Annotated in this window: 14 protein-coding genes; 10 read left to right on the top strand and 4 right to left on the bottom strand. The window is 59.2% G+C overall.

Annotated elements, in window-relative coordinates:
- Positions 1–112: 112 nt before the first annotated feature.
- Positions 113–1,483, bottom strand: coding sequence for a CYTH domain-containing protein (locus tag ACA069_RS27310; protein ID WP_489880605.1), 1,371 nt, complete (start codon positions 1,481–1,483; stop codon positions 113–115).
- Between the two features lie 156 nt (positions 1,484–1,639).
- On the opposite strand from ACA069_RS27310, the gene argE reads away from it, so the two are divergent.
- Positions 1,640–2,785 (top strand): acetylornithine deacetylase, encoded by a 1,146-nt coding sequence (gene argE, locus ACA069_RS27305; RefSeq protein ID WP_489880606.1) that lies wholly within the window; start codon positions 1,640–1,642, stop codon positions 2,783–2,785.
- 239 nt (positions 2,786–3,024) lie between these two features.
- A complete protein-coding gene (gene argA / locus ACA069_RS27300; RefSeq protein ID WP_095186912.1) occupies positions 3,025–4,326 on the top strand; it encodes an amino-acid N-acetyltransferase in 1,302 nt (433 codons plus the stop codon).
- Between the two features lie 116 nt (positions 4,327–4,442).
- On the opposite strand, the gene tauA is transcribed toward argA, so the two are convergent.
- Complete coding sequence (gene tauA / locus ACA069_RS27295) at positions 4,443–5,432, bottom strand: taurine ABC transporter substrate-binding protein (protein ID WP_497615563.1); 990 nt, start codon at positions 5,430–5,432, stop codon at positions 4,443–4,445.
- Positions 5,433–5,796: 364 nt separating this feature from the next.
- On the opposite strand from tauA, the gene ACA069_RS27290 reads away from it, so the two are divergent.
- The 8 genes from ACA069_RS27290 (at position 5,797) to ACA069_RS27255 (ending at position 13,085) form a co-directional block, all read left to right on the top strand.
- Positions 5,797–7,131, top strand: coding sequence for an OprD family porin (locus ACA069_RS27290; protein ID WP_497615562.1), 1,335 nt, complete (start codon positions 5,797–5,799; stop codon positions 7,129–7,131).
- 294 nt (positions 7,132–7,425) lie between these two features.
- Positions 7,426–8,064 (top strand): peroxiredoxin, encoded by a 639-nt coding sequence (locus tag ACA069_RS27285; RefSeq protein WP_187681058.1) that lies wholly within the window; start codon positions 7,426–7,428, stop codon positions 8,062–8,064.
- Between the two features lie 333 nt (positions 8,065–8,397).
- Positions 8,398–8,991: an NADPH-dependent FMN reductase gene (ssuE, locus tag ACA069_RS27280; RefSeq protein WP_187681057.1), complete on the top strand. Its 594-nt coding sequence runs from the start codon at positions 8,398–8,400 to the stop codon at positions 8,989–8,991.
- A 102-nt stretch (positions 8,992–9,093) separates the two neighbouring features.
- Positions 9,094–10,074 (top strand): sulfonate ABC transporter substrate-binding protein, encoded by a 981-nt coding sequence (locus tag ACA069_RS27275; RefSeq protein ID WP_497615561.1) that lies wholly within the window; start codon positions 9,094–9,096, stop codon positions 10,072–10,074.
- A gap of 25 nt (positions 10,075–10,099) precedes the next feature.
- The gene (gene ssuD, locus ACA069_RS27270) at positions 10,100–11,248 is read left to right on the top strand and encodes an FMNH2-dependent alkanesulfonate monooxygenase (protein ID WP_187681055.1); all 1,149 of its coding nucleotides are present in this window, start codon (positions 10,100–10,102) and stop codon (positions 11,246–11,248) included.
- Between the two features lie 8 nt (positions 11,249–11,256).
- Entirely contained in the window at positions 11,257–12,039 is a 783-nt protein-coding gene (gene ssuC / locus ACA069_RS27265) for an aliphatic sulfonate ABC transporter permease SsuC (RefSeq protein ID WP_401264462.1), read from the top strand.
- On the top strand, positions 12,036–12,842 hold the full coding sequence (gene ssuB, locus ACA069_RS27260; protein ID WP_401264460.1) for an aliphatic sulfonates ABC transporter ATP-binding protein: 807 nt from the start codon (positions 12,036–12,038) through the stop codon (positions 12,840–12,842). The genes ssuC and ssuB overlap by 4 nt, the downstream gene beginning before the upstream one ends.
- 27 nt (positions 12,843–12,869) lie before the next feature.
- Positions 12,870–13,085, top strand: a complete 216-nt coding sequence (locus ACA069_RS27255; protein WP_003229256.1) for a TOBE domain-containing protein — start codon at positions 12,870–12,872, stop codon at positions 13,083–13,085.
- A 96-nt stretch (positions 13,086–13,181) separates the two neighbouring features.
- On the opposite strand, the gene ACA069_RS27250 is transcribed toward ACA069_RS27255, so the two are convergent.
- Together ACA069_RS27250 and ACA069_RS27245 are read right to left on the bottom strand one after the other, a co-directional pair.
- Positions 13,182–13,808: a TetR/AcrR family transcriptional regulator gene (locus ACA069_RS27250; protein ID WP_497615560.1), complete on the bottom strand. Its 627-nt coding sequence runs from the start codon at positions 13,806–13,808 to the stop codon at positions 13,182–13,184.
- Positions 13,809–14,066: 258 nt separating this feature from the next.
- Entirely contained in the window at positions 14,067–15,443 is a 1,377-nt protein-coding gene (locus tag ACA069_RS27245; RefSeq protein ID WP_007913842.1) for a glutamine synthetase family protein, read from the bottom strand.
- Between the last annotated feature and the right edge of the window lie 189 nt (positions 15,444–15,632).

Genomic DNA, 15,632 nt, shown 5'->3' with positions numbered 1-15,632 from the left:
GATTTATCCCCGATGGACTGCGGAGCAGTCCCAGCTTTCTAATAAAAGCGGGCCGCTTCGCGACCCATCGGGGCGGTGCGACGTTTCGCTAAATCCCCTCACCACAAAGTAATCACATACGCAGCAGCATTTTCCACGCACGATTCTGATAAACGGCAATCGCCTGCTGCTTGCGCGCATCGAGCAGTTCGTCAGTGATCGTCGGCTCGTTGGCCAGTTGTGCCAGTTTGTTCAGCTCGCCGTACAGGCGATCCATTTCCGGGATCTCCAGCACGTTACGCGCGTGGTGCAGCCAGACCTGAATGCGCTCGATACGCGGCAGTTGCTCAGCCAGATCTTCCGGCTGCTGCTGATAGCGCTGCAATTGCAGGGAGGTGGCTTCTTCGCCCAGCATACGCGGCAACCAACTGTGCAGTTGCGCGGCGCCCTGACGGTTGCCACGAGTGTTGCGCTCGGCAGTCCAGGTGCGAGCCAGTAACCAGCGGGACGCGTTCAGCGAGAACAGGCCCCAGCGTGGGTCTTCCAGTTCTTCTAGGAATTGCTCCGGCGCGGCTTTGCGCACGTCTTCATCTTCGATACCGACCTGAACCAGCGGGCGCCAGTCTTCCAGCAGTGCATCGAGGGCCACACGCAGGTCGTGGGTCGACGGACGCGGTGCGGCCTGGCCGAGGCTGCTGAGCAGGGCGCGCATTTCGGCGAGGTTCTCGACCCAGTCCAGCAGCAGACGCCAGTGACCGTTGAAACGGTATTGCTCAGCCAGACGCTGGCTGCTACCGAGCAAATGCCAGCACAGCGCGGCGAATGCATCGTCCAGCTGGGTTTCGGTCGTCAGTTGTGGCGCCGGCAGGCTCAGCGAGTAGCTGTTGGCGTCGTAAAGACGATAGCCGCGCTCGGCCTTGCTGATGTCGCACGGCATCAGGGCCAGGGTTTCAGCCAGTTCGGCGGCCAGCTCCAGCAGCGCGGCAGGCTCGCCTTCGCGCAATTCCAGTTCCAGCTCGCAGATTTCTTCTTTCTGTTTGCCGACCACGACGTGGCCCAGATCCAGAGCGGCTTCGATGACCACTTTGGCCTTGCCGCGGCCCCAGGCGATTTCGGCGCGCTCGCGGACGAAATCGGTGGTGAAGATCGGCTTCAGGGTTTTCTTGTCCAGCTCGGCCAGCGACTCGGGCCAGCATTCGCCGTCGAGTTTCTTCACGTCGAGTTTGGCTTTGGGCAATTTCCAGTCGTACTCGTTACGCTCGGACAGACCGGCGACGCTTTGGCCGCGAGTTTTGAGGGTCTGAATCACCTCATCGCCATCCTTGCGCAGGCGCAGGGCGACTTTGGCCTGGGCCAGGTCACGCTCTGGAGTGTCGAAGTACTGGTTCATCAACTCACGGCGTTCCCAGCCATTTTTGTTGCGTTTTTTCAGTAACGGGTGCTCGCGCAGGGCAGCGAGGGTTTCGCGGCTGACGCGGAGTTTGATTTCGGTTTCTTTCTGCATGGCCGGAAAATCCAGGATCGGGAGCGCAGCCGGGGGAATGTGTGGCTGCCAAGGCCGTGCAGTGTACAGGACTGATTCGTCCTACGCCCTGCGGCGGTTTATTCCTGGCGCCGGATGGTTCTATGATGGACCTCAATTCGGGAGTTGGAGTCAGCGATGCCTTTGCCGTCCATGAAAGACCAGTTCGCCGCGCTGATTGCTGCGCCGTCGGTCAGCTGCACGCAACCGAGCCTGGATCAGTCCAACCGGCCCGTGATCGATTTGCTCGCCGGATGGTTGGGTGATCTGGGCTTCAGTTGCGATATCCAGCAGGTCAGCCCCGGAAAATTCAACCTGCTCGCCAGTTTCGGCAGCGGCCCCGGTGGGCTGGTGCTGGCCGGGCACAGCGACACGGTGCCGTACGACGACGCGCTGTGGCAGACCGATCCGTTGAAACTCACCGAAGTCGATGGCCGTTGGGTTGGCTTGGGCAGTTGCGACATGAAGGGCTTCTTCGCCCTGATCATCGAGGCCGTGCAACCGCTGCTCGATCAGCCGTTCAAGCAACCGCTGCTGATCCTCGCGACCTGCGATGAAGAAAGCTCGATGTCCGGCGCCCGTGCGCTGGCCGAGGCCGGACGTCCGCTAGGCCGTGCTGCAGTGATCGGCGAGCCGACCGGGCTCAAACCGATCCGCATGCACAAAGGCATCATGATGGAACGCATCGACATTCTCGGGCAGAGCGGCCACTCGTCGGATCCGCGCCTGGGCCACAGCGCCCTCGAAGCCATGCACGATGCCATCGGTGAACTGCGTGGTCTGCGCCTGCTGTGGCAGCGCGAATTCAACAATCCGCAATTCAGCGTGCCGCAACCGACGATGAACTTCGGCTGCATCCATGGCGGCGATAACCCCAACCGCATCTGCGGCCAGTGTTCCCTGGAGTTTGACTTGCGACCGCTGCCGGGCATGGACCCGAAAGTCCTGCGTGCCGAGATTCTGCGCAAGCTCAAACCGGTTGCCGAGCGGCATCAGGTGAAGATCGATTACAAGCCACTGTTCCCCGAAGTGCCGCCGTTCGAGCAGGCTGAAGACGTTGAACTGGTGCGGATAGCGGAAAAACTCACAGGCCACAAGGCTGAAGCGGTAGCGTTCGGCACCGAAGCGCCTTATCTTCAGCGCCTTGGCTGCGAAACCATCGTGCTCGGCCCCGGCGACATCGCCTGTGCGCATCAGCCCGGCGAGTACCTTGAAATGTCACGTTTACAGCCTACCGTGCATCTATTGCGACAGCTGATTGAACATTACTGCCTTAAGAATTGAACGCATTCCTTGTAGGAGCTGCCGAAGGCTGCGATCTTTTGGTTTTGTTTTGAAGATCAAAAGATCGCAGCCTTCGGCAGCTCCTACAGGGGCAAGCCGTTAAATTAGCGGTTACCCAACCCGTATTCATGAGGAGAGCGCGCGTGTCGCCAAGCCTGTTCCGACGATAACCATCAGCCCGCTGTGCGTTTTCCGTTTCGCCCTTTTTCCCGGCTGCTCTTTATTACAGGCCCAGGTTCATGCCCGAATACGTCAATTGGCTTCGTCACGCGTCTCCTTATATTAATGCCCATCGCGACTGCACCTTTGTCGTCATGCTGCCCGGCGATGGGGTGGAGCATCCGAACTTCGGTAACATCGTTCACGACATCGTGCTGCTGCACAGTCTCGGCGTGCGTCTGGTGCTGGTACACGGATCGCGCCCACAGATCGAAACCCGCCTCGCCGCGCGTGGCCTGACCCCGCATTACCACCACGGCATGCGCATCACCGATGCCGCGACCCTTGAGTGTGTGATCGACGCGGTTGGCCAGTTGCGCATCGCCATCGAAGCACGGCTGTCGATGGACATGGCCTCATCGCCAATGCAGGGCTCGCGCCTGCGCGTGGCCAGCGGCAACCTCGTCACCGCGCGCCCGATCGGCGTACTTGAAGGCGTCGACTATCACCACACCGGCGAAGTGCGTCGGGTCGATCGCAAGGGCATCAATCGTCTGCTCGACGAGCGCTCCATCGTGCTGCTGTCGCCACTGGGCTACTCGCCGACCGGTGAGATTTTCAACCTCGCCTGCGAAGACGTCGCCACCCGCGCCGCCATCGATCTGGGTGCCGACAAGCTGCTGCTGTTCGGCGCTGACCTCGGCTTGATCGACGAGAACGGCAGGCTGGTGCGCGAACTGCGCCCACAGCAAGTGCCGGCGCATTTGCAGCGTCTGGGCAGCAGCAACTATCAGGCGGAACTGCTGGATGCCGCCGCCGAAGCTTGTCGTGGCGGCGTGGCGCGCAGCCACATCGTCAGCTATGCCGAGGACGGCGCGCTGCTGACCGAACTGTTCACCCGTGATGGTGGCGGTACGCTGGTGGCCCAGGAGCAATTCGAACTGGTGCGTGAGGCGGCGATTGAAGACGTCGGTGGCTTGCTCGACCTGATCAGTCCGCTGGAAGAGCAGGGGATTCTGGTGCGTCGTTCGCGCGAAGTGCTGGAGCGCGAGATCGAGCAGTTCAGCGTGGTCGAGCGTGAAGGCATGATCATCGCCTGTGCGGCGCTCTATCAGATTGCCGATTCGGATGCCGGTGAGCTGGCCTGTCTGGCGGTGAACCCGGAGTACCGTCATGGCGGTCGTGGTGATGAACTGCTGGAACGCATCGAGACGCGTGCCCGTGCGCAGGGTTTGAAGACGCTGTTCGTCCTCACCACCCGCACCGCGCACTGGTTCCGTGAGCGCGGGTTCGAACCGAGCAGCGTTGAACGTCTGCCTGCGGCGCGGGCGTCGCTGTACAACTATCAGCGTAATTCGAAGATCTTCGAAAAAACCCTTTGATCCTGATCAGGAGCTCTGTAGGCGCTGTCGAGTGAAACGAGGCTGCGATCTTTTGACCTTGTTTATAAAAAGACAAGATTAAAAGATCGCAGCCTTCGGCAGCTCCTACAGGTTTTTTATTCAGCTACGAACTTCGCGCTGACATAAGGCGAGTAATCCGTCAGCACCGTCTCAACCTTGCCCTGTTCCTTCAGAAACTTCGCCGTCTCCCCGATCGCCTTCGCCGTGCCGCCGTCCAGCAGCGCAGTAGTTTTCTGTGCCTTGGCATCAGGAAATGCAGAACCGGCCAGTAACTCAGGAACATCAACCGCGTTGGCACCGGTCAGTTTGGCGATTTTTTGCACAGGCTCGGAGTCAGCCGTCCAGCTGTCTTTATGCGCCGCATAGTCAGCGAACGAGTCCAGTGTGACCTTGGCAAATTTGGCCACGACCTCAGGATGCTTCTCGGCGAAGTCCTTTCGCGCGACCCAGACTTCGAAGGTTGGAGCACCCCACTGGCCGACCTGTGCGGCATCGGTCAGGGTCTTGCCGGTCTTGCGGATTTCACCCAGTGCCGGCGACCAGACAAAGGCGCCATCAATATCCCCGCGCTTCCAGGCCGCCGCGATTTCCGCCGGTTGCAGGTTCACCACTTTGACTTTTGAAGTGTCCAGGCCCCAGTGCTTGAGTGCGCCGAGCAGGCTGTAGTGAGAGGTGGACACGAAGGGCGTGGCGATGGTTTTGCCCACCAGATCCTGCGGGTTGTTGATGCCGCTGCCGTTGCGCACCACCAAGGCTTCGGCGGCGTTGATCTGTGCCGACACGATGAAGGCAACAATCGGCAAGTTGCGCGAAGCGGCTGCAGCGAGGGGGCTGGAACCGAGGTTGCCGATCTGCACATCACCGGAAGCAATGGCTGTCACAACTTCCGGGCCACTGTTGAAACGACGCCAGTCGATCTTCTCGCCAATGGTTTTCTCGTAGACGCCGTCGGCCTGAGGGACTTTGCTCGGGTCGATCCCGGTCTGGTAACCCACAGTAAGGTTGGCGGCGTGAGCGGAAAAAGAAATCAGTGCTGACACACAAACTGTAACAAATTGACTAGATAGTGCGCGTTTGGCCATCATGGCGTCGCCTTTTCGATAGGGTTTGACGTGTTTGGGTTGCGCCAAAGCTAATCGATCTAAAAAAAGGCTAACAAATACCATTTAGGAATGAGCTTAGTCGCCGATACGCTGTATCCCGGCATTGATGGCCACTTACTGGCCATATTCCGAAATGATATGAAAAAGAATGAATAAATTCTTTTTGGGTTTATCAGGAAGTCTTTACCCTGCACGGACCAAATCACTGCGATTAGACCTTGGTCGTAGACACACAAGGTTACGATTGACTTGTCAGTCACGGTCTGGCGCTAATCGCGCATCTTAGGACTCAGGGCATCAGATCCCGGGCCAGGAACACAAGAATTAGAAACGAGAGGAGCTTTACATGAACAAGTCCACCTTGGCCCTGGCTGTGGCCGTAGGGGTTATGGCGCAGCAGGCAGGCGCCGCCGGTTTCATCGAAGACAGCAAGGCAACTTTGGGGCTGCGTAACTTCTACATCAACACGGATAACCGTAGCGGCCCAGGCGCCAACAAGAACGAAGAATGGGGTCAAGGCTTCGATCTGCGTTTCATATCGGGTTACACCCAAGGCACCGTAGGCTTCGGTCTCGATGCAATCGGCCTGCTGGGTGTCCGTCTGGATTCGGGCGGCGGCACAAACGGTGCGAGCAACAACTCGTACGGTGGCACCGTATTTCCGAGCAAGTCCAACGGTGAAGCCGTTGATAACTTCTCCAGCCTGGGCCTGACTGCGAAAGTCAAGGTTTCTCAGACTGAATTGAAGCTGGGTACCCTGCAGCCAAAACTGCCGGTTATCGTGACCAACGATGGTCGCCTGCTGCCGCAAACCTGGCAGGGTGGGCAAATCACTTCCGGCGAGATCAAGGACCTGACTCTGGTCGGCGGTCAGATCGAAGCTGTGAAAGGTCGTAACTCCAGCAACAACGAGAATCTGTCGATCGGTGGTGCCAGCGCGCGTACCGCCAACAGCAACAAGTTCATCTACGGCGGTGGTGACTACAAGATCACCAAAGACCTGACTGCCCAGTACTACTACGGCAACCTGGAAGATTTCTACAAGCAACACTTCCTGGGTCTGGTACACAACTGGGCCATCGGTCCAGGTGTATTGAAATCCGACTTCCGTTATTTCAACAGCTCGGATGACGGCGCTAACAGCAACACCCCTGCTTATTACAGCAACGGTAACTACAGCAGCACGTCGAATGGCAAAGGTAAAGTCGACAACAACCTGTACAGCGGCCTGTTCCTGTACACCGTTGCGGGTCATACCTTCGGCGGCGGTTACCAGGTTTCCAATGGTAGTAGCGACTTCCCTTGGCTGAACCAGGGCGACGGTTCGTCGAACTACACCATCACCGACATGCAGATCCAGAAGTTCGGTCGTGCTGGCGAGAAAACCTGGCAAGCACGCTACTCGTATGACTTCGCGAAAGTCGGCGTGCCTGGCCTGACAGCGGGTATGGTCTATCTGCGTGGTGACGATATCGACACCAACAGAACCTCTTCCGCACCTGCTGGCACTAACAGCTCCGAATGGGAACGCGACCTGACCGTTGGTTACGTTGTACCGGAAGGCCCGCTGAAGAACGTTGGCGTCATGTGGAAAAACGCTACTTGGCGCACCAACATTCCGGGCGTTCGCGACCAGGATGAAAACCGCCTGATCGTCAGCTACTCGATCCCGCTGCTGTAATAGCGCGCTCAAGTATCTGGAGTAAAAAAGCCCCGTCCGGCATCGCGCCGGACGGGGCTTTTGCGTTTTCGAGTCAGGCCCACCCCCGTAAGCCCTCCCCGAATTTCCCTCTTTACAGCAACTCAAGGCCTTCTCGAACCTTGCGACCGATGTTCGTCGGGATGCGGCCGGGCGTCCAGTGAACAGATCTTTAATATTCTTTTAAGATCTAGATATCTATTTATTTATTCTTTTTCAGAAGATCAAAAGCCAAGCTACAGTTGAGGTCTCCAACAACTCATCAGGAGCAGCACCATGAGCCTCAGACTCGGCGACATCGCCCCCGATTTCGAACAAGACTCCAGCGCCGGCAAGATTCGTTTCCACGAATGGCTGGGCGATAGCTGGGGCGTGCTGTTCTCCCACCCGGCGGACTTCACCCCGGTGTGCACCACCGAGCTGGGTTTTACCGCCAAGCTCAAGGATGAGTTCAGCAAGCGCGGCGTCAAAGCCATCGCGCTGTCGGTCGACCCGGTGGACTCGCACCACAAGTGGATCGAAGACATCAATGAAACCCAGAACACGATCGTCAACTTCCCGATCCTGGCCGATGCCGATCGCAAGGTTTCCGATCTTTACGACCTGATCCACCCGAATGCCAACGACACCCTCACCGTGCGTTCGCTGTTCGTGATCGATCCCAACAAGAAGATTCGCCTGACCATCACCTACCCGGCGAGCACCGGGCGCAACTTCCACGAGATCCTGCGGGTGATCGATTCGCTGCAACTCACCGACAACTACAAAGTGGCCACGCCGGCCAACTGGCAGGACGGTGAGGAGGTGGTGATCGTGCCGTCGCTCAAGGATGAGGAAGAGATCAAGAAACGCTTTCCAAAGGGGTATCGCGCGGTGAAGCCATATCTGCGCCTGACGCCGCAGCCGAACAAATAACCTTTTGAGGCGATCGTTCCCATGCTCCGCGTGGGAATGTCGCCCGTGACGCTCCGCGTCACAGTGAACGCGGAGCGTCCATGGATTCATCCCCACGCAGACGGTTTGACGCCTCGACGTGGGAACGATCAGCGTGTAGCCACAAAGCAGGGGATTTCGGGCCGTTTCGACGGCCTTTTTTTCGCCCGAAAAAAGGTAGAACGTATATCTCTAAAATGCATAACTAAATGAATAAATATGATTTATGGATATATAAATCAACTGGTAAGGTCACTCCCATCGAAGCGAGATCGCAACCCGCGAATCGCCTGTAACGCTCAAGGAATCGTCTGAATGCTGGTTGTCTCACTCGGTGGCAGTCCTAGCCAACGCTCCCGATCCGGGGTGTTGCTGGAGCGCTCGCAACGCTGGTTGCAGGAGCAAGGGGTGGAAGTGGTGAGTTATCAGGTGCGGGACTTCCCGGCCGAGGATTTGCTCCACGCCCGTTTCGACAGCCCCAAGGTGCTCGACCTGCTCGCTCAGATTGAAAGCGCCGATGGCCTGCTGATCGCCACGCCGGTTTACAAGGCTTCGTTCTCCGGCGCCCTGAAGACTCTGCTGGACCTGCTGCCCGAGCGTGCCTTGAGCCACAAGATTGTTTTGCCGATGGCCACCGGTGGCAGCATCGCCCACATGCTGGTGGTCGATTACGCCCTCAAGCCTGTGCTGTCGGCACTGAAAGCCCAGGAAATGCTGCAAGGGATTTTTGCCGAGGACAGCCAGATCGCGTATGGCGAAGGCAGTGCCGCGGCACAACTGGCACCGGCGCTGGAGCAGCGTCTGCATGAAGCGCTGGAGCAGTTTGTCAGCGCCATGGCCCGCCGGCCTAAACCGCTGGAGCCGGGCCTGTTGAACGAACGTTTGTTGAGTGCTCGCTGGAGCATTTGAGCCTGCTTTTCAGTTACACCGGAATTTGAAGTACTCACCTTACTCAGCCGCCAACGGCCCAGCAGGTGCAGCCAAAACCCAACAGCAAAAAAGGAGAGCGCTATGCGCACTGTATTTTTGCGTCGTGGTCTGGTCGCTCTGTTTGCTGCGGCTGTGTCTTTCGGCGCCATCACTCAAGCTCAAGCCGAGACTTTGCGGATCGGTTATCAAAAGTACGGCACGCTGGTGCTGCTCAAGGCCAAAGGGACGTTGGAAAAACGTCTGGCCGCCCAAGGCGTGGACGTGCAATGGACTGAATTTCCCGGTGGCCCACAACTGCTCGAAGGCCTGAACGTCGGCTCGATCGACTTCGGCGTGACGGGCGAAACCCCACCCGTATTCGCCCAGGCTGCCGGCGCCGATTTGCTCTACGTCGCCTACGAGCCGCCAGCGGCTAACAGCGAAGCGATCCTTGTGCCGAAAGACTCGCCGATCAAATCCGTCGCGGATCTGAAGGGCAAGAAAGTCGTGCTGAACAAAGGCTCCAACGTCCACTACCTGCTGGTGCGTGCGCTGGAAGACGCCGGCCTCAAATACACCGACATTCAAACCGTATTCCTGCCGCCGGCCGATGCCCGCGCCGCGTTCGAACGGGGCAGCGTCGACGCCTGGGTCATCTGGGATCCGTACCAGGCGGCCGCCGAGAAACAACTGCAAGCGCACACCCTGCGTGACGGCAAAGGCATCGTCGACAACCACCAGTTCTATCTGGCGACCAAACCTTACGCGCAGAAAAATCCCGAGGTGATCAAAGCCCTCGTTGAAGAAGTGCGCGCTGTCGGCGAGTGGTCCAAAGCCAATCCTGAAGACGTGACCCAGCAGGTTGCGCCTCTGCTCGGTCTGCCGGCGGATATCACCCTGACCTCGGTGAAACGCCAAGGCTACGGCGCGCTGTTCCTGACCCCGGAAGTGGTCGCCGCGCAACAGAAAATCGCTGACACCTTCTTCCAGCTCAAGCTGATTCCCAAGCCGTTGAGCATCAAGGATGTGATCTGGACACCACCGGCCGCTGTGGCCCAAAGCTCAGTCACCCAAGCCCCGTAATTCGAATCCCCAAGGAGACCACTCCATGAGCCTCAATATCTTTTGGTTCCTGCCTACCCACGGCGACGGCCATTACCTTGGCACCGCCGAAGGTGCGCGCGCCGTCGACCATGGCTATCTGCAACAGGTCGCGCAAGCGGCGGATCGTCTGGGCTTTGGCGGTGTGCTGATTCCCACTGGCCGCTCCTGCGAAGATTCGTGGCTGGTGGCCGCGTCGCTGATTCCGGTGACCCAGCGTTTGAAGTTCCTTGTCGCCCTGCGCCCCGGGATCATTTCCCCGACGGTGGCGGCGCGTCAGGCTGCAACCCTGGATCGCCTGTCCGGCGGTCGTGCGCTGTTCAACCTGGTGACCGGTGGCGATCCGGAAGAACTGGCCGGTGATGGTTTATTCCTCAGCCACGAAGAACGCTATCAGGCCTCGGTGGAATTCACCCGCATCTGGCGTCGCGTGCTGGAAGGCGAAACCGTGGATTACGACGGTCAGCACATCAGCGTGAAAGGCGCCAAATTGCTCTATCCGCCGATCCAGCAACCGCGTCCGCCGCTGTACTTCGGCGGTTCGTCGGAGGCGGCGCAGGACTTGGCTGCCGAGCAAGTTGAAATGGTCCTGACCTGGGGCGAACCGCCAGCCGCAGTGGCCGAGAAGATCGAGCAGGTGCGTGCCAAAGCCGCCAAGCTCGGCCGCACCGTGCGCTTCGGCATCCGCCTGCATGTGATCGTCCGCGAAACCAATGCCGAGGCGTGGCAAGCGGCGGATCGGCTGATCTCGCACCTGGACGACGAAACCATCGCTCGTGCTCAAGCCTCGCTGGCGCGTTTCGATTCGGTCGGCCAGCAACGCATGGCGGCCTTGCATGGCGGCAGTCGCGACAATCTGGAAGTCAGCCCGAACCTGTGGGCCGGTGTCGGTCTGGTGCGCGGCGGTGCCGGTACGGCGCTGGTCGGCGATGGCCCGACTGTGGCCGCTCGCGTGAAGGAATACGCCGATTTGGGCATCGACACCTTCATCTTCTCCGGTTATCCACACCTCGAAGAGTCGTATCGCGTCGCCGAACTGTTGTTCCCACACCTCGACATTGAGCGCCCGGAACTGCCGAAAAGCACCGGTTATGTCAGCCCGTTTGGCGAGATGGTGGCCAACGACATTCTTCCCAAAGCCGCGTCGCAGAGCTGAGGCGCGCCATGAAGAAAATTATCCACAGCCTCGCGCCGTGGGCGTTGCCGGTGTTGCTGCTGGCGGTGTGGCAGTTGTCGGTGTCGGCGGGATGGTTGTCGACACGGATTCTGCCGGCGCCGGTGGCGGTGATCGAGGCCGGCGTCAGTCTGGTGCGCAGCGGCGAGATCTGGACGCACCTGGCAATCAGCGGCTGGCGCGCAGCACTGGGTTTTATCATTGGTGGCGGCATCGGTCTGGCACTGGGTTTTATCACTGGCCTGTCGAAGTGGGGCGAACGCTTGCTCGACAGCTCGGTGCAGATGATCCGCAATGTGCCGCATCTGGCGCTGATTCCACTGGTGATTCTGTGGTTCGGCATCGACGAGTCAGCGAAGATTTTTCTGGTGGCGTTGGGTACGTTGTTCCCGATTTACCTCAATACGTATCACGGCATCCGCAACGTCGATCCGGCGCTGGTGGAGATGGCGCGCAGTTATGGCCTCTCCGGTTTTAGCCTGTTCTGGCAGGTGATTCTGCCGGGCGCGCTGCCTTCGATTCTGGTCGGCGTGCGCTTCGCGTTGGGCTTCATGTGGCTGACGCTGATCGTCGCTGAAACCATTTCCGCCAGCTCCGGCATCGGCTATCTGGCGATGAACGCCCGGGAGTTCTTGCAGACCGACGTGGTGGTGCTGGCGATCCTGCTTTACGCGGTGCTCGGCAAGCTCGCCGACCTCGCAGCACGAGGACTCGAGCGTGTGTGGCTGCGTTGGCATCCGGCCTATCAGGTTGCCAAGGGAGGTGCGGCATGACCGCTCAACAACCTCCGCGCCTGCTGCGCGGGATTCCGCTGGCGGTGCGCAATCTGCAAAAGACCTTCGGTACGCGCCAGGTTTTGCGTGACATCGATCTGCACATTCCGGCGGGGCAGTTCGTCGCTGTGGTCGGGCGCAGTGGTTGCGGCAAAAGCACCTTGCTGCGCTTGCTTGCCGGCTTGGATCAGCCCACTGGCGGCGACTTGCTCGCAGGTGCAGCGCCGCTCAGCGATGCGCGGGAAGACACCCGGCTGATGTTTCAGGAAGCACGGCTGCTGCCGTGGAAAAAGATCATCGACAACGTTGGTCTCGGCCTCAGGGGCAACTGGCGCCCGCAAGCACTGGACGCGCTGGAAGCAGTGGGGCTGGCGGATCGCGCCAACGAATGGCCGGCAGCTTTGTCGGGTGGCCAGAAACAACGTGTCGCTCTGGCGCGAGCGCTGATCCATCAACCGCGTCTGCTGTTGCTCGACGAACCGCTCGGCGCGCTGGATGCGCTGACCCGGATCGAGATGCAGCAACTGATCGAACGCCTCTGGCAGCAGCATGGTTTCACCGTGTTGCTGGTGACCCACGATGTCAGCGAAGCGGTGGCGATTGCCGATCGAGTGATTCTGATCGAGGACGGCGAAGTCGGTCTCGATCTGCCTGTGGAACTGCCACGGCCGAGGGTGCGAGGTTCGCACCGGTTGGCCGCGCTGGAAACTGAAGTGCTCAACCGCGTTCTGTCCCTGCCCGGCGAACCGCCGGCGCCGGAACCTGTTTCACCACTGCCTACGCAACTGCGTTGGGCTCAATAACTCAAGCAAACGACAGGAATCATTGCCATGACTATCAAAGCCATCAACGTCCGCAACCAGTTCAAAGGCTCGATCAAGGAAATCGTTCTCGGTGACGTGCTTTCGGAAATCGACGTGCAGACCGCTTCCGGCATCGTCACTTCGGTGATCACCACTCGCTCGGTCAAGGAGCTGGAACTGGTGGTCGGCAGCGAAGTGATTGCCTTTGTGAAATCCACTGAGGTTTCCATCGCCAAGTTGTAAGGCTGTGGATAAAAACAACCCCGGAGGGTATGAGCCCTTCGGGGTTTTTTTGTGCCTGGCGATCGTTCCCACGCAGAGCGTGGGAACGATCATGTCTCAACGCTTGGGTAAATACGTCGGCAGATACAGCCCGATATAAGCATCAAACACCCGCATCCCTTCTTCAGCCATGCGCGGCGTAATCTGCCCGTGCTGCTGCACCGAGCGCGCATAGACGCGGTCGCCCAGCTCCATGGCGAGAGCAAACACATCGACATCATCCGGCAGCCTCGGCAGTTCGAAGTGATGGTCGAACAGCTTGTGCATCAGGTCGCCCAACTCGATGTCGTGCTGACGGTCAGCCTGGGTGACTTCAGTGAGCCCGTGCTGGGCGAGGATCAATTGGCGGGCGGCAGCGTCTTCGTCGTAGATCTCCAACATCCGCTGTTCAACCAGTCGTGACAGGTCGCGCCAGTCGCGCAGGGCCTCATGATCGATCGGCGCTTGCAGGCAGGCGCGGAATGCCGCGTGCACATCCGCCGTCAGTGCTTCGAGCAGCGCCGGGACGCTGGCGAAGAAGTGATAAACCGAGGAGGGCGGAATCTGTGCGCGCTCGGCCACGCTGTAGATCGACAGACTGGCCACGCCCTCGGTTGCCAGCAAAATACGCGCGGCGTCGAGTATCGAATCGATCCGTGCCTGACTGCGGGCGCGGGGTTTGCGAAGGGGGGCGGGTCGCGTCATGGAAGTCTCCTGCGGGGCAGCGGGCATTGTACGAGGCGGGTTCGGTGTTGTCTGCCGACCTGTGGCGAGGGGATTTATCCCCGATGGGCTGCGAAGCGGCCCCAAAGCCATTCAGCTTGGTGTATCAGGAATAACTGGTTCTCAGGGTTTACGGCTGCTGTGCAGCCCATCGGGGATAAATCCCCTCGCCACAGAGGCCATAAAAAAACGCCGTGGGCTGAATCAGCCAACGGCGTTTTTTCTGAAGCTGCAATCCGCTTAAACGGTATGCAGGTACCAGTTGTACTCGAGGTCGGAGATGGAGTGTTCGAACTCCTCCAGCTCGCTCTCTTTACAGGCGACGAAGATATCGATGTATTTCGGATCGATGTACTTGGCCATCACCTCGCTGTCGTCCAGCTCACGCAGGGCATCGCGCAAGTTGTTCGGCAGGCTTTGCTCGTTCTGCTCGTAGCTGTTGCCTTCGACAGGCGCGCCCGGCTCGATCTTGTTGGTCAGGCCGTGGTGCACGCCGGCCAGAACCGAAGCCATTAGCAGGTACGGGTTGGCGTCGGCGCCGGCTACACGATGCTCGATACGCACGGCATCGGACGAGCCGGTCGGTACGCGAATCGCCACGGTGCGGTTGTCCAGGCCCCAGCACGGCGAGTTCGGCACGTAGAACTGTGCACCGAAACGGCGGTACGAGTTGACGTTCGGGCACAGGAACGCCATTTGAGCGGGCAGGGTCTCCAGCACACCGCCGATTGCGTGACGCAATGCGGCGTTCTGCTCGGGATCCTCGCTGGCAAAGATGTTCTTGCCTTCTTTGTCCAGAATCGAAATATGCACGTGCAAACCATTACCTGCCTGGCCCGGGTAAGGCTTGGCCATGAAGGTGGTGTCCATTTCATGGTCGTAGGCGATGTTTTTGATCAGACGCTTGAGCAGTACCGCGTAGTCGCACGCCTTGATCGGGTCGGCGACGTGGTGCAGGTTCACTTCGAACTGCGCCGGGGCACTTTCCTTGACGATGGCGTCGGCCGGGATGCCTTGCTCTTTTGCACCTTCCAGAATGTCCTGGAGGCAGTCGACGTATTCGTCGAGGTCGTCGATCAGGTAGACCTGAGTCGAGTGCGGGCGTTTGCCGGAGATCGGCGAGCGTGGCGGCTGTGGACGCCCGTTCACGTTTTCCTGGTCGATCAGGTAGAACTCGAGTTCGAAAGCGGCGCAGATGGTCAAGCCGAGCTCGTCAAACTTTGCAACAACTTGACGGAGTACTTCGCGCGGATCCGCAAAGAACGGGTCGCCTTCGAGTTCGTGCATGGTCATCAACAGTTGCGCGGTAGGGCGCTTCTGCCATGGCTCGTTGCACAGGGTATCGGGGATTGGATAGCAGATACGATCGGCGTCGCCGATGTCCAGGCCCAGGCCGGTGCTTTCCACCGTAGAGCCATTGATATCCAGAGCAAATAGAGAGGCCGGCAGGTTGATGCCTTTCTCGTAAACCTTGTGGAGGCTGGTGCGTTCAATGCGCTTGCCGCGCACCACACCATTCATATCCGCAATCAGAAGGTCAACGTACAGAACCTCAGGATGTTCCTTAAGGAACGCGTTCGCTTCGTTGAGCTGAACGGCACGCGGGGGTACCGACATGATGCAACACCTTTGTTGTTAAAAATATCAATCATTGATCTTTTCTGGTTTCAGTCAACCCGAACGGCCTGCCGAAGTCAAGCAAGGCCTTTTTTGCCCTAAAAAAGCGCTGTGAGGGCATTTATGGGGCAGTTTTGGGCATTTTTTTGTCCTTGGGAGACTTGGCACCCGCGGGCTTGAGCAGGCCGT

It is taken from the genome of Pseudomonas sp. LBUM1652, from assembly GCF_059716105.1.
This window is presented reverse-complemented; position numbering and strand designations above follow the sequence as displayed.